Annotated in this window: 19 protein-coding genes; 10 read left to right on the forward strand and 9 right to left on the reverse strand. The window is 64.6% G+C overall.

All coding sequences use genetic code 11. The annotated features are described in order from the left end of the window. Positions 1-37: 37 nt before the first annotated feature. Positions 38-1,459, reverse strand: a complete 1,422-nt coding sequence (locus tag G3N99_RS02175) for an MmgE/PrpD family protein (protein ID WP_206121523.1) — start codon at positions 1,457-1,459, stop codon at positions 38-40. Between the two features lie 182 nt (positions 1,460-1,641). Between G3N99_RS02175 and G3N99_RS02180 the strand changes: the two genes are divergently transcribed. The 8 genes from G3N99_RS02180 to G3N99_RS02215 all read left to right on the forward strand — a co-directional run bounded on the left by G3N99_RS02180 (position 1,642) and on the right by G3N99_RS02215 (position 9,871). Continuing rightward, positions 1,642-2,532: a LysR family transcriptional regulator gene (locus tag G3N99_RS02180; RefSeq protein WP_254601520.1), complete on the forward strand. Its 891-nt coding sequence runs from the start codon at positions 1,642-1,644 to the stop codon at positions 2,530-2,532. A gap of 553 nt (positions 2,533-3,085) precedes the next feature. Then, entirely contained in the window at positions 3,086-3,973 is an 888-nt protein-coding gene (locus tag G3N99_RS02185; protein ID WP_174940129.1) for a CoA ester lyase, read from the forward strand. Between the two features lie 32 nt (positions 3,974-4,005). Next, on the forward strand, positions 4,006-4,467 hold the full coding sequence (locus tag G3N99_RS02190; protein WP_206121524.1) for a MaoC family dehydratase: 462 nt from the start codon (positions 4,006-4,008) through the stop codon (positions 4,465-4,467). A gap of 23 nt (positions 4,468-4,490) precedes the next feature. Beyond that, on the forward strand, positions 4,491-5,657 hold the full coding sequence (locus G3N99_RS02195) for an acyl-CoA dehydrogenase family protein (protein WP_174940127.1): 1,167 nt from the start codon (positions 4,491-4,493) through the stop codon (positions 5,655-5,657). A 130-nt stretch (positions 5,658-5,787) separates the two neighbouring features. Then, positions 5,788-7,026 carry a CaiB/BaiF CoA-transferase family protein gene (locus tag G3N99_RS02200; RefSeq protein ID WP_206121525.1) on the forward strand — a complete coding sequence of 413 codons (1,239 nt, stop codon included), beginning with the start codon at positions 5,788-5,790 and terminating at the stop codon, positions 7,024-7,026. Position 7,027: 1 nt separating this feature from the next. After that, a complete protein-coding gene (locus tag G3N99_RS02205; protein ID WP_174940123.1) occupies positions 7,028-8,194 on the forward strand; it encodes a CaiB/BaiF CoA-transferase family protein in 1,167 nt (388 codons plus the stop codon). 13 nt (positions 8,195-8,207) lie between these two features. Next, positions 8,208-8,447 carry a hypothetical protein gene (locus G3N99_RS02210; protein WP_206121526.1) on the forward strand — a complete coding sequence of 80 codons (240 nt, stop codon included), beginning with the start codon at positions 8,208-8,210 and terminating at the stop codon, positions 8,445-8,447. Positions 8,448-8,545: 98 nt separating this feature from the next. Then, the gene (locus G3N99_RS02215) at positions 8,546-9,871 is read left to right on the forward strand and encodes an MFS transporter (RefSeq protein ID WP_346778459.1); all 1,326 of its coding nucleotides are present in this window, start codon (positions 8,546-8,548) and stop codon (positions 9,869-9,871) included. A 207-nt stretch (positions 9,872-10,078) separates the two neighbouring features. Here the strand turns inward: G3N99_RS02215 and G3N99_RS02220 are convergent, their stop codons facing one another. Next, a complete protein-coding gene (locus tag G3N99_RS02220) occupies positions 10,079-11,356 on the reverse strand; it encodes an epoxide hydrolase (RefSeq protein ID WP_206121528.1) in 1,278 nt (425 codons plus the stop codon). Between the two features lie 204 nt (positions 11,357-11,560). Then, entirely contained in the window at positions 11,561-12,265 is a 705-nt protein-coding gene (locus G3N99_RS02225; RefSeq protein ID WP_039354670.1) for an SDR family oxidoreductase, read from the reverse strand. A gap of 134 nt (positions 12,266-12,399) precedes the next feature. On the opposite strand from G3N99_RS02225, the gene gcvA reads away from it, so the two are divergent. Both gcvA and G3N99_RS02235 read left to right on the forward strand, forming a co-directional pair. Further along, positions 12,400-13,332, forward strand: a complete 933-nt coding sequence (gene gcvA / locus G3N99_RS02230; RefSeq protein WP_174938192.1) for a transcriptional regulator GcvA — start codon at positions 12,400-12,402, stop codon at positions 13,330-13,332. A 33-nt stretch (positions 13,333-13,365) separates the two neighbouring features. After that, entirely contained in the window at positions 13,366-13,647 is a 282-nt protein-coding gene (locus tag G3N99_RS02235) for a hypothetical protein (RefSeq protein ID WP_206121529.1), read from the forward strand. Between the two features lie 35 nt (positions 13,648-13,682). On the opposite strand, the gene G3N99_RS02240 is transcribed toward G3N99_RS02235, so the two are convergent. The 6 genes from G3N99_RS02240 to G3N99_RS02265 form a co-directional block, all read right to left on the reverse strand. Then, positions 13,683-14,270 (reverse strand): pyridoxamine 5'-phosphate oxidase family protein, encoded by a 588-nt coding sequence (locus G3N99_RS02240; protein ID WP_206121530.1) that lies wholly within the window; start codon positions 14,268-14,270, stop codon positions 13,683-13,685. 95 nt (positions 14,271-14,365) lie between these two features. Next, a complete protein-coding gene (locus tag G3N99_RS02245) occupies positions 14,366-14,557 on the reverse strand; it encodes a hypothetical protein (RefSeq protein ID WP_174938186.1) in 192 nt (63 codons plus the stop codon). A gap of 12 nt (positions 14,558-14,569) precedes the next feature. Then, entirely contained in the window at positions 14,570-15,769 is a 1,200-nt protein-coding gene (locus tag G3N99_RS02250) for a PLP-dependent aminotransferase family protein (protein ID WP_206121531.1), read from the reverse strand. A 316-nt stretch (positions 15,770-16,085) separates the two neighbouring features. Then, positions 16,086-17,063 carry a hypothetical protein gene (locus G3N99_RS02255; protein ID WP_206121532.1) on the reverse strand — a complete coding sequence of 326 codons (978 nt, stop codon included), beginning with the start codon at positions 17,061-17,063 and terminating at the stop codon, positions 16,086-16,088. A gap of 106 nt (positions 17,064-17,169) precedes the next feature. Next, positions 17,170-18,810 carry a DUF2334 domain-containing protein gene (locus G3N99_RS02260; protein ID WP_206121533.1) on the reverse strand — a complete coding sequence of 547 codons (1,641 nt, stop codon included), beginning with the start codon at positions 18,808-18,810 and terminating at the stop codon, positions 17,170-17,172. A 12-nt stretch (positions 18,811-18,822) separates the two neighbouring features. Then, positions 18,823-19,128 (reverse strand): hypothetical protein, encoded by a 306-nt coding sequence (locus G3N99_RS02265; protein ID WP_241011418.1) that lies wholly within the window; start codon positions 19,126-19,128, stop codon positions 18,823-18,825. Positions 19,129-20,004: the final 876 nt, after the last annotated feature.

The raw sequence follows: 20,004 nt of genomic DNA on the forward strand, positions 1-20,004 counted from the left end.
GGTCTCCTTGTCGATGTGTCGTATGTGCGCGGACGGCCTACGCAGCGGCTGGAACGGCCAACGCCATCAACCCGGTCACGTTGCAGTCGCGATCCAGCGCCATCACCGCGTTGACGACGGCATCGGCCCGGTCGCGCGACATCACGCCGTCGGCGTTCCGATGAAACTTCGCGATCAGCTCGTCGGTGGAAAACAGATTCGACGGGTCGGGCGACGGGCTTCCCTTGGGATAGAGACGCTCGGCCACAAATGTCTGGCCGCGCGCCGTCACCTCGACCCGCGACGGACGCGCCGACGCATGCGACGACAATTCCTTGAGGTAATCCGGATGCACCCGGTGCCGGACCTTCTTCATCAGGCTCAGCACGGACGGGCTGAACACATGTGCGGGATCCTGCCAGTCCCGTCCCGGCGCCAGGCGATGTGCACCGATGGCCATGCCGTGGGCAATGCTGAACTGGCCGTCATGAACATGCCGGATATCCTGCGTCAGCCACGTCGGCTTCTCGACGAACCCCTCGACGAGCAGGTCGATACGTTCGATTTCGTCAGGCTGGATATCGTTGCGCTCGACGATATCGATCAGGCAGTCGAGGGGCCCATGCAGGATGCGGCAGTGTGGATAGAGCTTGTACAGTTGCTCGGATACGAAGCCCCATGTCTCACCGAGGCCCGACGTGATCCGCTCCGGCGCCCAGCGCCGGGTGCCGATGAACCGGGCGTAGCCATGTTCTGCATCGTCCAGCAGTTGGAAGTCGCCCCGGTGGCCGAGCAACCCCATGTTCGCCGCCAGCATCGCCGACTGCACCAGCGCCGCAGCCATCGTGTACTTGATCGTCGTGCTCGGTGCGTGATGAAAGAAGGCCATCATCGACTGCACCGGCGAGACGTAGCCGGCAATGCTCAACGAATGCGCCAGCATGTCGGCTGACTGCCGCTGCAACATGCCGATGGCCGCCGTGGCCCCGAAGATCGTACTCGCGAAGCCGAACACTTTCGGGGTGTCGAGCCGGCCGTCTTTCACGTCGCGCAAATAGTCCATGGCCTTGCCGATGCGCCAGGACATTTCATGCGACACCGCGATTGCCCGGATCAGGTCACGCCCGGAGGCCCCGGTCGTTTCGCCGATGGCCAGCGCACCGGGCAACACATACGGCGTCACGTGACCGGGCGGCACGACGGCATCCATGTCGAGTGCGTTGATCAGTTCTCCGTTGGCGACAGCGGCACCCAGTGCCGCAGCCCGATGCGGCGTGCCGATGATCGTGGCCTGCCCGTGGCCCGCCATCGACCTGCCATATTCGATGCCGATGTGCCCCTTGGGATGGCTGGCGGCGGCCAGGGCGCATCCGATGGAGTCGAGCACCAGTCGCTTGGCTTCCTCCACGACAAGGGCGGGAATGTCGTCAAATGGCGTGTTGGTGCTAAAGTTCGCCAATTGCTCGACGATCGTAGTCATGGCTGTCTCCGTGATGGATGGCTACTGCCGCGCGCAACCATCGCCTTGGTCATTGGCTGCTATTACATGCGCAAGCTCGCTGACAAGAAAGGCACCCATGCTTATGAAAAACATAATCGGCACTTATGTCTTTGTATAGGTCGAGGCAATCCGGGCGTTCAGGCCGCATCGACTTGAACCTCGTGGCGACGCTGCAAGCGATCCTGGATACCGGCAATGCCTCCAAGGCCGCGATCGCGCTTGGCGTGACGCAACCCGCCATCAGCCAGAATCTCCGCAGGCTGCGCGAGCACTTCGGTGACGAGTTGTTCGTGCGGAGCGGCAACATGCTGAAGCCGACGCCACGCATGCTCGCACTGCAGCCCATCATTGCGCGCCTGCTTCGCGACCTGGACATGCTCTCGCGCCCGCCGGACGGCTTCGATCCCGCGACGGCCGAACAGGAATTCATCGTCAGCCTGTCCGAGGTTGCGGAGTTTGCCGTGCTGCCGAGCGTCGCGGCCGAGTTTGCGCTGCATGCGCCGCGATGCCGTATCCGCGGGATCCGTGTACACCACTCGCAATTGCTGTCGATGCTCGAGCAAGGCGAAGTCGACCTCGCGGCCGGCAGCCTCGCAGGCGCCGCGCCGTCGTTGCGTCAGCAACGGCTCGCCGAACACCGGATGGTGTGCATGGTGTCGGCGCAGGGAAAATGGGCCTCGGCGCCCCTCACGCTTCAGGACTATATTGACGGGCGGCATGTCAGCGTACGCCGGATTGCCGACACCACCGACCCGATCTCCGAGCGTCTGCAGGCCACCGGTATTCACCGGAACGCGGTGGCCAGCGTGTCCAGCGATTTCGTCGCGGCGCAGACCGTGGTGAAGACGGATGCGATCTGCACGGTCGGAGAACCGGCCGGGCGGCAGTTGACGGCCCTGTTTCCAGTCCGGTTGCATCCCGTGCCGTTCGAGGTGGGAACGCTCACGTCGCGCATGATCTGGCACGAGCGATTTCAACGCGACGCCAGTCACATCTGGCTGCGCAAGCTGGTAGAGACCGCCTATCGCAATTGGGTGTCGGCGCTGGTCTGACGCGCCGGAATCATGTGAAGAAACTTCGGACTACCCTGCTGTAGCCCGATGACTCGCGGGAAGCCCGCATCCATGCGGCTCAACGCGCGAGTAGGCGCTCATGGTGTCTTAGCCGTAACAGCATGCCACCGCGCCGCCTGCGTGCATCCACGGGTTCTCGCGTCCAGTGTCATGTGGCGACGGAACATCGGGCGCACGACGCCAGGCGCCGTCATCGAAATCCCCCCCGAATTCCCCCCGGAAACAGCAAGCAGGACGGCTTGAAATCCCGAGCCAGCTTCCCGTTTGCGCATTCCTCGTTGTCCCCCTCATCTCCCGGGCAAGCGCCGCGCCATAACCGATGCTTATTTTTTTCATAAGCCTCGACGCCTTTCTTGCTGCCTGACTTGCGAATGTAATAGTCGCAACGACCGATGCGATGGCTGCGGACAAGGCCACCCACCCAGGAGACAGCCCATGAACGTTGCCATCTGCCGACGCGTTCCGACTTTTGAACAGACGTAATAGTCAGGCCATCGCCTGATGAACGACGATCAATTGGGCATATGCAACCATGTTGACGCAAACGAAACGCATCCGTTCCTTCCTCTTCGTTCCCGGTAACAAACCGACCTGGATCGAGAAGTCGATCGAATCGAAGGCCGACGCGCTGATCCTCGATCTCGAGGACAGCGTGCCGCCCGCCCAGAAAGTCGAGGCGCGCGAGATCGTCCGCTCGAAGCTCGCGTGGCTGGCCGAGCAGAAGCAGCGCATCTGGGTGCGCATCAACCGCAGCGCGCACCTGTACGACTTCGACGACATTCTCGCGATCGTGAGCCCGGCGCTTGAAGGCATCGTGATTTCGAAGCCCTGTGGCCCGGAAGACATCCACACGGTGTCGTCGATGCTGGCCGAAGCCGAGTACCGCGCAGGCGTCCCGGTCGGCCATACCAAGGTGATTCCGCTGCTGGAAACCGCGCGCGCATTGCAACTGGCGTACGAGATTGCCCAGCACGAGCGCGTGCCGGCCATCGTCGGCGCCACCGCGAAGAACGCCGACGTCGCGCGCGCACTGAATACCGTGTGGTCGCTCGAAGGCCGCGAAACCCACTACCTGAAATCGCGCGTCGTGATGGCCGCGCGCGCCGCCGGCAAGCTGCCGATCGGCGGCGTGTGGCAGCAGGTGCGCGACCTCGACGGGCTCAGGGTGTCGTCCGCGAACGACCGCCAGCTCGGCATGAGCGGCGAACTGGTGCTGCACCCGTCGAACGTCGAGATCGTCAACCGCACCTACAGCCCGACCGAAGAGGACGTGGCGTTCTATCAAGGCATGATCGACGCGCTGGACAAGGCCCAGGCCGAAGGGCGCGCATCGTGCATCTACGACGGCGAGCACATCGACATCGCCCACGCGAAGACGGCGCGCGAAATCATCGCTCTCGCCGAGTCGTTCAATCGCTGATCGCTTCCCGGATACCCAAGGAGACAGAAAAAATGGCAGGCCTTTACTTCGAAGAATTCAAGCCCGGCATGGTGATCGAGCATGCGATCCGCCGCACCGTGACCGAAACGGACAACGTGCTGTTCTCCGCGATGACCTACAACTGCGCGCCACTGCACATCGATGCCGAATACAGCAAGGACTCGCTCTACGGCCAACGCCTCGTGAACAGCATGTTCCTGCTCGCGCTGGTGGCCGGCATCACCGTGTACGAAACCACGCTCGGCACGACGCTCGGCAATCTCGGCTTCGGCGAAATCGCGTTTCCGAAGCCGACGTTCCATGGCGACACGATTCGCGTCGAGACCGAAATCCTGGAAACGCGGCTGTCGAAGAGCCGCAACGACTCCGGCATCGTCAAGTTCAAGCACGTGGCGAAGAACCAGCGCGACGAGATCGTGTGCACCGCATTGCGCACCGGCCTGATGCTGCTGCATCCCGCCAACCACGCCTGAATTCGACCCTACCGGAGAAGACCATGAACTATCAACTCAGCGACGACCAACAGGCGATCGTCGACGCCGCGCAAAAAATCTGCGCGAAGTTTCCGCTCGAATACTGGCGCAACAAGGACAAGCACCACGAATTTCCGCACGAGTTCTTCGACGCGGTCGCGAGCGGCGGCTGGCTCGGCATCTGCATGCCGGAAGAGTTTGGCGGCGCCAACCTGGGCGTGACCGAAGCCGCCCTCTTTCTGCGCACCGCAGCCGAATGCGGCGGCCAGGCCGCGGCGTCCACCATCCACATGAACATCTTCGGCCTGCAACCGGTCGTGCATTTCGGCTCAGACGCGCAGAAGAAGGCGTGGCTGCCGCCGTTCACGCGCGGCGAGCACAAGGCGTGCTTCGCGGTGACCGAGCCGGACACCGGGCTCGACACCACGAAGCTGAAGGTCGTCGCGAAGAAGCAGCCCGACGGCAATTACCTGATCTCGGGCAAGAAGGTCTTCATCTCGACCGCGCAAGTGGCCGACCACATGCTGATCCTCGCGCGCACCACGCCGATCGAGCAGGTCAAGAAGCACAGCGAAGGGTTGAGCCTGTTCTACACGAAGCTCGACCGCAAGTACGTCGATATCCGCGAGATCGACAAGCTCGGCCGCGCGGCCGTCGATACGAACGAGCTCTTCATCGACGACCTGCCGGTATCGAAGGACGAGCTGATCGGCGAAGAAGGCAAGGGCCTGAGCTACATCTTCCACGGGATGAACGCCGAGCGCGTCTTCGTTGCCGCCGAGCAGGTCGGCATGGGCCGCGCCGTACTCAAGCTCGCGACGCAATACGCGAAGGATCGTGTCGTGTTCGGTCGTCAGATCGGTCAGAACCAGGGCGTCCAGCATCCGCTGGCCCGCAACTGGGCCGAGCTGGAGGCAGCCAACCACATGATGCTGGCCGCCGCCGAACTCTACGACAAGGGGCTGTCCTGCGGCTCGGAAGCGAACGCCGCGAAGCTGCTGGCGTCCGAGGCCTGCATGCAGGCATGCCAGACCGCGATCCTCACGCATGGCGGCTTCGGCTACGCGAAGGAATATCACGTCGAGCGGTTCATGCGGGAGGCGTGGATCGGCTATATCGCCCCTGTCACCCCGCAACTCATTCTGTCGAACATCGCCGAGCGCAAGCTCGGATTGCCCAAGTCGTACTGACGAGCCGTGGGCACCCGTCGGTCCGACGATCGACGGGTGCCCACGTTCCAATAGAAAAACCGGTCGAGGACGCGAGCCCGTCGAAGCAAGGACGGGCCGCGGTCGCACACGGGTTTTCCGGAGACAACGTATGTCAGTTACCAAACCATTGGAAGGCATCCGCGTACTCGACCTGACCGTCGCGCTCGCGGGCCCCTATGGCTCCCTGCTGCTTGGCGGCCTGGGCGCCGAAGTCATTCGTGTCGAGTCCCCCGGCGGCGGCGATATCGCGCGCAACAATCCCCCGTACGTCGGCAACGAAGGCGTCCACTTCGGCGTGAAGGGCGACGACGAAGTGTCGTTGACCACCCTCAACCGCGCGCGAAACAAGAAAAGCATCACGCTCGACCTGAAATCCGAACAGGGCCGAGCGCTGTTCATGGAACTGGTCAGGGAATCCGACGTCGTCATCGAGAACGCGAGCGAAGGCGTCACGACACGACTCGGCGTGGACTACGAAAGCGTGCGCCAGGTCAATCCGAAGATCGTCTATGCATCGGTCAAGGCGTTTGGCGAGCCAAGCCCCTACCCGAAGCTCAAGGGCATGGACATCATCGTCCAGGCGCTGTCCGGCATCATGGACGTGACCGGGTTCGCCGACGGCCCGCCCACGCGCATCGGGATTCCGATGGCCGACATGATCGCGCCGTTGTTCGCGGTGAACGGCATCCTCGCCGCACTGATTCATCGGGGCAAGACGGGCGAGGGACAACAGGTGCAGGTGTCCATGCTCGATTGCCTCGCATCGCTCGTGGCCGAGGAGCATTTCGATATCTTCCACGCACATGGCTACCCCAAGCGCTCGGGCAATTTCCAGGACCGCCTGGTGCCGTTCGGCGTCTACCGCACGAAAGACGGTCACGTCGCACTCGTCGCGTTCCAGCCCGACTGGTTCCAGAGCCTCACGGAAGCCATGGGACAACCCGAGCTGCTGAACGACCCGCGCTATGCCACGCGCGGCCCGCGCATGACGCACGCGGCAGGGCTGAACACGCTCATCGAAGCATGGACGCAGCAGCACACGAGCGCGGAAGTCATCCGCGAACTGCAGGAAAAACGCGGCGTTCCCGCCGCGAAAGTGCGCTCGCCCCAGGAGGTGCTGCATGACCCGGCGCTGCGGGAGCGTGGCGCTGTCGTCAAGCTGGAGCACCCCGGCCTCGCCCATGTCGACGCGATGGGCATGGGGCTGCCGATCAAGCTGTCGGGAACGCCCGTGCAGTTCGACCAGCCCGCGCAGGCACTCGGCGCCGCCAACGACGAGATCTACCGCGGTCTGCTGAAACGCTCCGAAGCCGAGCTGTCGCAGTTGCGCAATGACGGAGTGATCTGAGATGACCGACACGCGAACCCGCTCCGGTCCGCTCGCGGGCATCAAGGTGGTGGAAATCGCCGGCATCGGCCCCGGGCCGCTGGCCGCGATGTTCCTGGCCGATCTGGGTGCCACCGTCATCCGCGTCGATCGCAAGGCGCCGTCCGGCCTCGGTGCGCCACGCCCGGTGCAGTTCGATCTCGCGCTGCGCAACCGCAAGTCGATTCGCGTCGACCTGAAAGATCCGGCCGCCGTCGACCTGGTGCTCGACCTGATCGCCAACGCCGACGCGCTGATCGAAGGGTTTCGCCCCGGCGTGATGGAACGCCTGGGCCTCGGGCCCGAACCGTGCCTCGCGCGCAACCCGCGCCTCGTCTACGGCCGCGTGACCGGCTGGGGACAGGACGGCCCGCTGTCGCAGGTGGCCGGGCACGACCTGAACTACATCTCGATCACCGGCGCGCTGCATGCGATGGGCCGCGCCGGGCAGGCGCCGACGCCGCCGCTCAACGTGCTCGGCGACTACGCGGGCGGTTCGCTGTACCTGGCGTTCGGGCTGCTCGCGGGCATCCTCGAAGCACGCGGCTCGGGCAAAGGCCAGGTGGTCGATGCCGCGATGGTGGACGGTGTCGCGTCGATCATGACGGTGATGATGGGCCTGCATGCGGCCGGCATGCTCGACAACGCACGCGGCACCAACCTGGTCGACACCGGCGCGCACTGCTACGAGGTCTACGCCTGCGCCGACGGCAAGTATGTGAGCGTCGGCCCCATCGAAAGCAAGTTCTACCGGCTGCTGCTCGAACACCTCGACCTGCAGGACCACCCGCTGCTGCAGGCGCAGATGGATCGTGCGCAGTGGCCGCAGGCCAAGCAGGTGCTGGCTGAAAAATTCAGGGAACGCACGCGCGACGAATGGGCGCAACGGCTCGGCCACCTCGACGTGTGTGTCGCACCGGTACTCGACTTCGACGAAGCACCGAACCACCGGCACGCTCAGGCACGCGGCATGTTCGTCGATCTGGACGGCGTGACGCACCCGGCGCCAGGCCCGCGCTTTTCGCGCACGCCGGCCGCACGGCCCGAGGCGCCCGCGGCGTTGAGTACCGGGAACGCAGTCGTCGCACTGCGGGACTGGCTGCCCGAAGCACGCATCGACGCGTATCGCGCACAGGCAGTGTTCATCTGACGACCCCGCGTGCGTGACGACCCGGACCGTCGCGCCCGCAGTGGGCGGCGGCACCGGCAACTGCACATCGCGCGTGTCCGTCGGCGATGCAAACCATCCGCATGACGACGGTGCGGTGCATCGTCCGGCCACTCGATGGCATGACCACCGGCTCGACGAAGCCGCGCTTTACCGGTTTGACGCTGCGTCGAACGACGGCATGAACTCACAGTCTCTCGTGCCGCGTCTTCCGGGTTCGCCAAACAATATTTAAAACAACTGAATGATGACAACGGAGGAGATATGAAGCATGCCGTGAATGAAATCCCGCCTGCCGGCGGCCCGAGCGACTCGCCAGCGGGACGAACCGCCGTGCTTGCCGGGCATGACAGCCTGCGCTCGTGGTACATCCTGATCGTTCTGATGCTCGCGTATTCGCTGGCATACATCGATCGCCAGCTCCTCAACCTGCTCGTCGACCCGATCCGCCATTCGCTGGCGATCTCCGACACCCAGCTCAGTCTCGTTCAGGGCATCGCGTTCATTTCCGCATACTTGATCGCGTCGCCGCTGTTCGGCCGTCTCGTCGACATCACCAACCGTCGCAACATCCTGCTGATCGGCATCTGTCTGTGGTGCATGTTCACGGCCTTGTGCGGCAAGGCCACGACGTTCGAAGGCTTGTTCCTCGCGCGCTTCGGCGTCGGCGCCAGCGAAGCCTGCGTGTTCCCGGTTGCACTGTCGATGATCGCCGACTGCTTTTCGGCAAAGCAGATGCCACGCGCAATGAGTGTCTTCGTCCTCGGCCCGTTGCTCGGCGGGGGGCTCTCGCTCGTGGCCGGCGGCCTCGTCATCTCGTTCGCGCGCGACGTCCACCAGCATATTCCGGTGCTCGCCGGATTCGAGACCTGGCAGCTTGCCTTCGTGCTGATCGGGTTGCCGGGCATCCTGTTCGCGTTGCTGGTGTGGCTGACGGTGCGGGAGCCGGTGCGCGGCAAGGTTGCCGGCGGCAGCACGGACGAGCGTCAGTACTCGACCCGCGAATCGTTCGCATTTCTTTGGGAGCGACGCAGGTTCTATGCGCGCATCCTGCTGGGCGTCGGCATGCTGGCGATCGTCGTGCTCGGCATGCCGGCGTGGATGCCCGCTTACCTGATTCGCGTGCACGGGATGCCTGCGGCACAGGTCGGATTCCGCTTCGGCTTGCTGGTCGTCGGCTTCGGCATTGCGGGCGTGCTGATCGGGCCATGGATTTCCCGCCGGCTCGAAAATCGAGGCTACGAGGACGCGCCGCTTCGCACCGCCGCGATCTCGATGATTCCCATGATGATCTGCTGCGCCAGCATTCCGTTCGCCCCCGGCACGCAGGGTGCGCTGGCCGCAGCAGCCGGCACCGTGTTCTTCTTCAGCCTGCCGACCGGCTGCATGGCCGCGACACTGCAGAACGTCGCACCCAGCCGGATGCGCGGCATCGTCGGGGCGCTCTACTCGTTCTTTGCCCAGTTGATCGGCTTCGGACTCGGACCCACGTTGATCGCGCTCATCACGGACCGCGTATTCGGCAATCCGAAGATGACCGGCCAATCAATCGGCATCGTCTGCACGATTGCGGCGGCATTGGCCGCGTGGCTGCTGTTCGCGGCGCTGCCGCCTTACCGGCGATTGCTGGCGGAAGAGCGTGGGCACGCAGTGGATTGACGCTATGTGACCGGCTTCGCGATCTCGTCGATGCGGCTGGGAGGAACGCGCACGACGGTTGCCGGCGTTTCCGGCCAGCGGTCGACGAAGCACGGTAGCCCGGCGCTCCGAGTCAAGACACGTCCACGCGCTCGACACCACGCGCACCACCGACAGCGACGAACGCGAGCCACCTGCCCCCGGCCCGCGTTCGCCACATTCCCTCGCTTACCCGCGCCGCAACGACCGGAACCCGGCACGCACTTCACGGGCGAACAGTTCCGGCTCCTCCCATGCCGCGAAATGCCCGCCCTTGTCGACTTCGTTGAAGTAGATCAGGTTGTGATAACTGCGCTCGGCCCAACTGCGCGGCGCCTGGTAGATCTCGCCGGGAAACACCGTGATCGCGGCCGGCAGCGAGATATCCACCGCGTTGAAGTTGTTCGAGTGATCCTCCCAGTAGATCTGCGCGGCGGACGTCGCGGTGTTCGTCAGCCAGTACAGCGAGATGTCGTCGAGAATCTCGTCGCGCGGAATCGAGCGTTCGGGCACGCCGCCGCTATACGTCCACTGCGAAATCTTGTCGACCATCCACGCAGCCTGACCCGAAGGCGAATCGGCCAGCGCATAGCCGACCGTCTGCGGGCGCGTGACCATCATCGCCGAGTAGCCGCAGTTGTCGCGATAAAAGGTCGCGAGCTTCTCGTACGCGGCCTTCTCCTTCGGCGACAGCGAAGCCGGCGCGGGCGCATCGGTCGCGAGCAGCGTCGCGATATCCGGCGGCACCGTCGCCGGCATGTTCACGTGAATCCCGGCCAGGCCCTGCACGCGCTGCATCGCCATCCGGTGCGAGATCACCGAGCCGCAGTCGCCGCCCTGCGACACGAAGCGCGTATAGCCGAGCCGCGCCATCAGCTCGCCCCACGCACGCGCGATGTGGTCGGAACCCCAGCCGGTCTGCGTCGGCCGGCCCGAGAAGCCGAAGCCCGGCAACGACGGCACGACGACGTGAAACGCATCGTCCGCGCTCGCGCCATGCGCGGTCGGATCGGTCAGCGGGCCGATCGCCTTCAGCAACTCGAAGATCGAGCCCGGCCAGCCGTGCGTCATGATCATCGGCATCGCGTTCTCGTGCCGCGAACGCACGTGGATGAAATGAATGTCGAGCCCGTCGATTTCCGTGATGAACATCGGGAAACCGTTCAGGCGCGCTTCGCCCTTGCGCCAGTCGTAGTCGGTGCCCCAGTAACGCAGCAGCGCCTGCATGCGCGCGAGCCGCACGCCTTGCGATTCGTCGGCGACGGTCTCGCGGCCCGGCCAGCGCGTCGCGGCAATGCGGCGGCGCAGGTCGGCCACGGCTTCATCGGGAATGTGCGCGGTGAATGGGCGTATGCCGCTGGCGCCGGTCGCCGCATGCAGCGCGGTGGGCAGCATCGCCGAGACCCCGGCGGCCACGGAGGTGGCCAGCAGGTGGCGACGCATCGGGGAAAACGGTGTGGAAGACATCGTTCGGCATCTCCTTTCTTGAAGTGGAAAGTGAACATGCCGCGCGCGGGAAACGCGCCCAGGCTTTCAATCCGGCGCGCCCTCGTCACGCGGCGTCGCCCATTTGAAAGGTCTGATGTATCCCGGATTTGTCTGATTTGTACGCGTTTGTAGCTGCTGCGAGGCGAGCGGCCGGGCTTCTACGGCCGCTCGCCGGTGCGACGCTCAGAGCGCCTTGACGATCGCGCCGTCGACGCGAATGTTCTGCCCGGTGATGTAGCCCGCGCCGTCCGACAGCAGGAACGCGACCGTCTTCGCGATCTCGCCGGTCTTGCCGAAGCGGCCCGCCGGAATGCGGGCGACGATTTCCGGCGTTTCCGGCCAGCTGTCGATGAAGCCCGGCAGCACCGCGTTCATCCGGATGTTCTCGGCCGCATAGCGCTCCGCGTAAAGACGCGTCCACGCGCTCAGTGCCGCGCGCAGCGCCGACGAAACGGGCATCGGCTGCTCGGGCGCGTCCGCCGCGAAGCTCGAGATGTTGACCACCGCGCCGCCGCCCTGCTTCTGGAAGATCGGCGTCACGCGGCGCATCACGCGCACCACGTTCAGCAGGATCAGGTCGAGCCCTGCGTGCCAGTTGTCGTCGGTGATCGCCAGCAGCTCGCCCTTCGGCGGGTGCCCGGTGTTGTTCACGACCGCATCGATGCGACCGTAGCGCGCCACCGTTTCCTGCACGAGCCGGTCGATGTCGGCCTCTTCCGTCACCGAGCCCTGGATGCCGAACCCGCCCAGCTCCTCGCCGAGCGCCACCGCGCTGCCCGACGGCGACATCAGCGCGACGCGATAGCCCGTCGCCGCCAGTTCGCGCGCGATCGCCGCGCCCATGCCCTTGCCTGCCGCCGTGATCAACGCTACTTTTTCTACAGTCACGATATGCTCCTCATTCGAATCCTGCCGCCGCGCAGCCGCCGTTCGGCGCGCCATGGTGGTAATGTAGGCGCATCAATCACGACTGTCGAACCAGTATTTCTGCCTCCAGCCGATAGTTTTTCTACAGCCTGACGATGCCGCCTCGCCCCTCCCGCCTGCCGCCGCTGAATGCGCTTCGCGCGTTCGAAGTGTCCGCGCGGCACCTCAATTTCCGCGCCGCCGCCGACGAGATCGGCGTCACGCAGGGCGCGGTCGCGCAGCAGGTGCGCCATCTCGAGGACGTGCTCGGCCTGAAGCTGTTCGAACGCCTGCCGCGCGGCCTCGCGCTGACGCACGACGGCGCCGCCTACTTCTCCGACGTGCAGCGCGCGCTGCACGCGATCGCCGACGCGACCGACAAGCTCGTGAAGCGGCGCGCCGCGCTGACGATCAGCACGACGCCGTCGTTCGCGTCGAAATGGCTGATCCCGCGGCTCGCGCAGTTCACCGATGCGCATCCCGACTACGACGTGCGCGTGATCGCCGACCCGCAGATCGCAACGTTCCGCCATGACGGCGTCGATCTCGCGATCCGCTACGGCAAGCCGCCGTTCGGCAAGCATCTCGCCACGCATGCGCTGTTCCCGCTCGACGTGTGTGCGGTGTGCAGCCCCGCGTTGCTGGCCGCGCCCGCCTCGCCGCGCGCGCTTGCGGGCCATGTGCTGCTGCACGACGCGCACGACCTGTGGCCCGAGTTCCTCGCCGCGATGCCCGAGCCCGTCGACCTCGATCCGCACAAAGGGCTGCGCTTCAACCAGACGTCGCTCGCGATCGATGCGGCCGTCGCCGGCCAGGGCATCGCGCTCGCCACCGATCCGCTGGTCGAGCGCGACATCGCCGCGGGCAGGCTGTGCAAGCCGTTCGATTTCGCGTTTCCGCTGTCGGTGGGGTTCTATCTCGTGTATCCGGCCGAGCGACGCGACGACGACGCGATCGTCGTGATGCGCGAGTGGATGGCCGCGCAGGTGGTGTCGGACGGGCGGCCGTCCAGTTCAACCGGCAGTCGCGGCGCGGGAAGCAACGCCTAGGCGCCGGGCGCCATGGCGTGAGGAGAGGATCCGATGGGATGGGAAGAAAAGTACGGCGGCATCTGGGCTGGCGTGCTAATGCCCGGCGAGATGCCCGTTGCCGAAACGCATCTCGCCGATCGCCATCTGGTCGCGCTGATTGCCCGACGGCCTGATGGTCTTTATCGGGCCGTCGTCCTGGGGCATCGCCCTGATCCTCAGTGGCGCGTGCCGTTCTGGGGAGAAGTCACGGCGCCGGCGATGGCTTCGTCGATCGATGACGCGGAGCTGTACCTCGTCGCGGCGTTGGCCAATCTCGTCGAGCGCGGCTCGTGAAAGATGACGCCCCGACGGACGGCCCCCGAGCACACTCAGGGCGCGATCCAGCGGCCTTCGTAGCCGCCTTCATGCAAGTCGAACACCGCGCGGCGATGGCCGGCACGTGCGAGTTCGAGCCAGTCGATGCGCGTCACGGTCACGTGCAGCAGGCAGAAGTTGCCGTAGCCGTCATCGGTTGATGCGGCGCTGTCGACATGCGCGGCTTCCGGCGACTCGACCGGTGTGCCCGGCGGCAACGGTGCGCGATACAGCAGCAGCGTATGCGGACGGCTCGATTGCCAGATCGCGCGGCGTTGCGCTTCGTCGTCGCAGATCGATGCCACACCTTCCACACGAATCTGCACGAGCGCATCGAGATCGTTGGCGACGAGCGCGATGCGCGGATCGCGGCGCAGCTCGGCGACCTTCTCCGAACGCGCATCGGTATGAAACGACAGCACACGATCGGCGCGGCTCACCTGACGCAACACGACCGTACGCACCTTCGGCGCGCCGTCGACGCCGAGCGTCGCGGCCTGCAGCATCGTGAACGGCGAGCGCTGCACGCTCACGCCGGATTCGAGACAGGACCACAGGCGCTCGTAGGTTTGCGAGAGCGATTCGGAAGTGGAGTCGGACATGACGGTGCGGCGATCGTGCAGGTTGCGATCGCGCAAGCTTAACCGTTTGCAGCGGCGACGGCACGCGCGTGGCGCGCTCGCCGTCGCCGTGCGGCTCAGTTGTAGCCGAGCACGACCGGCGCCGCGTCGCCGAGGTCGGCCGCCGGCTCCGCGCCGAAGCGGCCGAGCACGTCGGCCACATACTGCGGCCCCGCGCTGATCTGCGACGACCGGTGCGCAACCGGCCGGCTATCGCCCGCGCCCGGCGCGACGCTCGTCGATACGGTGTCGTTGACGGTGATGTTCATATTGTTGTCTCCTCACGCGGCCAGCGCCGCACCATACGCGCGCACGAGGCGCGCCACGCCTTCCCGGATCGCGTCGACGTCCGGCGCGGCAAACGACAGGCGCAGCGACGCTGCGTCGACGTTGTCCGCGAAGAACGCCTTACCCGGCACGAACACGATCTTGTTCGCGATCGCCTGTTGCAGCAGCACGTCCGACGACACCGCGCCGATCCGCGCCCACACGAACATCCCGCCTTCGGGACGATGGAATTCGATCGCATCGCCAAGGCCGTCGCGCAACGCGTCGCACATCGCATCGCATTTGCGCTGGTAGGCAGCCGTGATGCGCGGCAGATGGCGTTCGAGCGCACCGTCGGCCAGATATTCGGCGGCGACCGCCTGGGTCCACGGCGTGCTGCACAGATCGACCGTCTGCTTCGCGATCACGCAGCGCCGCGCGATCTCGGCCGGCGCGATCGTCCAGCCCACGCGCAGCCCAGGCGCGACGATCTTCGACAGGCTCGCGAAATGCACGATCCAGTCGCGCGCACCGTCCACTTCATCGGCGAGTGCGAGCATCGACGGCACGGCTTCGCCCGCGAAACGCAGGTCGCCATACGGATCGTCCTCGATGATCAGGAAACGGTATTGCACCGCGAGACGCAGCAGCTTCAGCCGGCGCTCGCGCGTGAGCGTCGCGCCCGTCGGATTCGCGAAGGTCGGCACCGTGTAGAGCAGCTTCGGCTGCGCAATCGCGCCGGACGCGAGCTGTTCGCCGAGACGCTCGACGTCGAGGCCCGCGCCGTCGACCGGAATCGTCACGATGCGCGCCTGCTGCAGACGCATCGCCTGCAGCGTCGCCGGGTAAGCCGGCTGCTCGGTCAGCACGACGTCGCCGGGCGACACCATCACGCGCAGCAGCAGGTCGAGGCCCTGCTGCGAACCGGTCGTGACGAGCAGTTCGGCCGGCGTGCACGCCACGCCGCGGCGCCCCATCAGCGCGATCAGTTGCTGCTTCAGTTCGGCGAGGCCGTCGGTCGGGCCGTATTGCAGGCAGCGCACCGGCTGCGCGTACGCACGCTCGGCGGCTGCGTTCAGGCCGTCGACGTCGAACAGGTCGCTGGCCGGATAGCCGCCGGCGAAGGAAATCATGCCCGGTTCGGACAGGTACTTGAACAGTTCGCGGATCGGCGAGCCGGCGGGATTCTGGAATGAGGGAGTGAACGCGTACATGTCGTCGTGAGCTGGATGGCGCGGACGGCCGGGATAGCCGCCGGATACCGGCCACCGCGGCGCTTCTGGCGCCACGGCGGTGAAATCGAGCCACGATTGTCGATAGTCATTAAGGCCGCGGCAAACGATATCTATGCACTAGGTCTTGCGGTTTGGTCATCACATGGGGCTCAGGTGGCAGCAGCGAAACGCCCCGTCCGTCAGCGCGACGACACCGGGTTGCGTGCGGGTGTTGCTGGCGAAAAGCCAATCCCGACGATTGTTTCGCCATGCGCTTATGCGCTTACCCTGCCCCGCTTGCCGGGATCGAACCGAATCAGTGCGGCGTCCCGGAAGGCGTGGCCGGCGGCGGCTTGGGCTTCCACGTCGAAAGCGCGTGCGTGAGGTCGTCCGACACATAGTGCGGACCGTCGAACAGATAGACCGGATAGCCGCGATACGCCACCAGTTGCTTGCTCAACTCGTCGGCGCTGGCGGAACGGAACCCGCCCCGCTCGGCGGGCCGGAACGCCTCGGCGATGACCCGCACGCGCTGCTTGCCCAACCGTGCAACCAGCTCGTCGAGGTAGCTGCGCGCGACATACGGCTCGCGGGCATAGACGCCGCAGCCGTCCTGGAAGAACACGCCGACGTCCGCGGGCAGCCACGCGGCGAGCCACTCCGCGAGCGCCTTTCCGCCGATATTGGTCTGGTCGTACACGCTCACCCAGAGCGGGCGCGGCAGCCGTTGCAAGATTGCGGCGAGCTTGGGCGCGTCCTGCCAGGTCGGATCGATCTCGACCGGAAAGTAGTAGCCGGTGACATGTAGCGGGACCGTTGCGTGCACCACTTCCAGCGACTGGTCGGCGAGCGTCGACAGATGGGTGCGCGCCCGCTTCTCGTCCTGGTAGCCGGCGAGCCCCAGGATCACGTTGCGGGCCCATGGCTCACGGCCGATACGTTCCCAGTCGGGAAGGTGCGCGGCAGGCTGGATGCGGGTGTTGGCGATGAACGCGGTATCGTCGACGACGGTCCACTGAATCAGCAGATCGTGGATGCCGAGTATCTGCCAGCTGCCGACCGGATTGGTCGTCGCGTTGTCCAGCTGCCAGACGATGCCGTCCGCGTGTACGTCGTGCGCGGTCCAGCTGCAGGCGGCCACGACGAGCGATGCGCCGATCGCCGCGAGCGTCGCCGCGCGAGGCGAACGCGGCGAACGCGGCGCGACGGCGGGCGAGCCCGGTCGCGCTGCAAGCCGGAACCGGCCCATACGCTGTCGAATCCTGCGCAAAGCCGGGATCGCATACGTGGTCATCGCTGGTTCCCCGGAAGCATGCCTGCGCGTCATCGTAGCCGATCAAACGCAAACGTGCGACCCGCGTTGCCAATGCGGGTCGCACGAGGTTGTCGCTACGTCGGCGTCACTTGGCCGTCGTGCCGTCCACCCACTTGTAGCCGAGATTCGTAATGCCGGTAATCATGCTCTGGAAGTCCTGGTACGCCGGCAATCCGAGATCCGGTTCAAGCCAGTACGGATGGAAGAAGAAGGACGCGAAACCGTCCCGCACCGCCAGGCCATACTGCGCATTGGTCACGATTTGCTGCCACGTGTACGTGATGCACGAGAACGGGTCGATATTGCAGATGTTGTATTGCACGCTGCCCAGGTTCTCCGGAACGATCCGCTGCCCGTAGTAATCGGAGTTGATGATGTACGGGAAAAACTGCCCGGCGGAAAAGTCCTGGTTGGCGGCGCCCGTGCCGATTTGCGGATTGGTCGCGGTGTAATACACGGCCCGCTGGAACGTGGTCGGGAACGTGAGGGCCGTGGCTGTCGATGCGGCCGGCGACATCTGGTACTGCGGCGCGGCAAAGCCGACGATCTTGTAGCCGTTGGTCGTGAACTCGAGCAGGCCATCGGCCATTCTGCCTTCCGCCCACGGGATGGAGTCCTCATCGACCGGCCGGTTCTGCACGGCGTACCAGAACTCGTAGTCGTTGCCGCTGACTGCATTCAACAGGTTCGGCGTCGAATCGTACTGGTGCGTGTAGCCATGCATCACGATCGAGCCGCCACGCGCGAGCGCGTAGTTCAGCGCACTCTTGAGGCCCGTTGCCTGCGCCAGGTGGATCGTTTCCGGCACGCCGCCGTTGTAATAGCCGTTCGGGTCCGTATACAAGGGGATGGTGGCCATCGTGAACGGGATCTTCTTCGAGTACATGTAGTTCGTCAGCAACTGCATCGAACTCGTGGTCGTGTACGCGTCGAGATCCTCCAGGCGGACGAGCGCACGATGATTCACCGGTGCATTGGTCTGCAGGATGTCGTGCAGGATGTCGCAAATCACCAGATAGCGATCCGTCGGTCCGATATAGGAAAACGGCATGTCGGCGAAGTACCAGAAATTGCCCGAGCGCACGATGTACGGCGTGGTTGCCCCGCTCTTGCTGTTCTTGATGGTGACGAGCGCTTGCGCCTTGGTGGTATTGATCTGGGTCAGGCCGACATCCGGATCCGCGCTGATGACGCCGGTCGACGCGTTATACGCGTAGTACTTGACCATCGACAGGTTCTTGTACGTGACGGTGTCGTAAAAGCCTGGATTCGGATTGCTCGCCGAAGGCGTTGCGTTCATCCCGGCGAGGCCCAGGAAGCTGAACCCGAAGGTCTGGTTGAATGTGTAGGCCGTGTTCCATGCGAGCTGCCACAGGTTGTACTTGAACCAGACCACCGTCTTCGTGGTGGTCATCACGTCGCTCATGAACGCCGTCGGAATCGGGTTGTTGTAGTAGTCGCCGATATAGAACGTCGCGTCGTGGCTCCCGACCATGCCGGCCGTGTAGTTCTGGATCGGCACCATGTCGATCGTCGTATTGAAGTGACCCAGAAGATTCCTCAGCATGATGCTGTACATCAGTCCCAGCTTCGAAAACGGATCGTTGGCCGGATTGTCGTACAGGATGAGCGTATGGGCGGTAGTGGCCTGCGCATGCGCGGTGCCCGGCAATGTCATTTGCGCGAGTCCCGCAAGCAGGGCGATGACGAGCAAGATCTTTTTCATGGCCGTTTCTCCCTAGTCGCGTTCCACGTTGCCATTGGCTTTCTTGACCAACTTTCGATTGAACTTCGGGCGTCCCGTTTCCTTGTACGCCTTTTCCCAATCCTCGTCGGACATGCCTGCTTTCACGTTGACCTGGGCCGAGCCGTTGGGCAGCGGGGGCGGCTTGATCTTCAGGGCAGAAGAATTACTCGTCTGCTGCGCACCCACATCCTGAACGCCGACGGCGAAGACGAGCGTCGTGATCAATGCTGCGATTGACCCGGCGGCGCTCAACCCGTTTCGAAAAGATTGATTGCGATGCGAAGGCATGATTTTCATCCTTTGATATGCAAAATAAGTTCATCTCGTTAGCGAAACGAGCACGTCGAATCACCATCCGGAATCGGGGCGCCATGTCGTGAAATTCTGCTGCGCAATTGAAACCAGACAAATAAATCCGGGAGGAGATGGTTTGACTTTCAAGCTAGAACCGTACCATCCGTCGCAAATGGGCATAGCGCCAAGGGGACAAAATTGACGCCTCGACACAGCTCAAAAATGTGTCGATAAAACGTTTCAGGCGTGCAACGCGGCGGTGTCGCGAATTAAATCAGACAAACGCGCAAAACATGTTCGTACGATTCAGGGAAAACCAGTTAATCGCTGCGCGTCGCAAGGATGCAACGCTGCAATCGTCGCGAGTGGCACGCATGCGAAATGACGACCGAGGTGCCGTGTTTCCGGTTCAACGCCAATCCGTCCCGCCGGTCACCGCTGGAATCGCGTGACGATTTCACGCGAGCCGCCGCCACGGTCCGTCAGAGGGTCTGAAAACGATGTGTCATCCGGTCAATCGAGTGCGTGTTTCAGCACTGAAACATTTGGCTCGGATTCGGTCGGCCGATCCTGTGCCGCGCCGTTCGACGCCCGCAAGCTCAAGGGTCGCGCAGCGATGGCGCACGACTTGCTAGATGAGTTGTGTGCTGCGGAGTCGGTGCGCGGGGGCACTGCGCGTGCGTCGGGTGGAGAGCGGTTGCAAGCGTTGAAGCATGCAGGGACGGAGGCAGGCAAGCAGGAAACGGGCGGTCAAAAAGTCATCCACTGAACACGTTGCATCGCGCGCGATGCAACGTGGCCACATCGAGGAAGTTCGCGCCCTGCGCAGCGCTTTTTCGAGCGGCGGGCATTCGCGTGGCGCAAGCCACGGAGTGGACG

The organism is Burkholderia sp. Ac-20392 (assembly GCF_017104585.1).
GTDB classification, from domain to species: Bacteria; Pseudomonadota; Gammaproteobacteria; order Burkholderiales; family Burkholderiaceae; genus Burkholderia; species Burkholderia lata.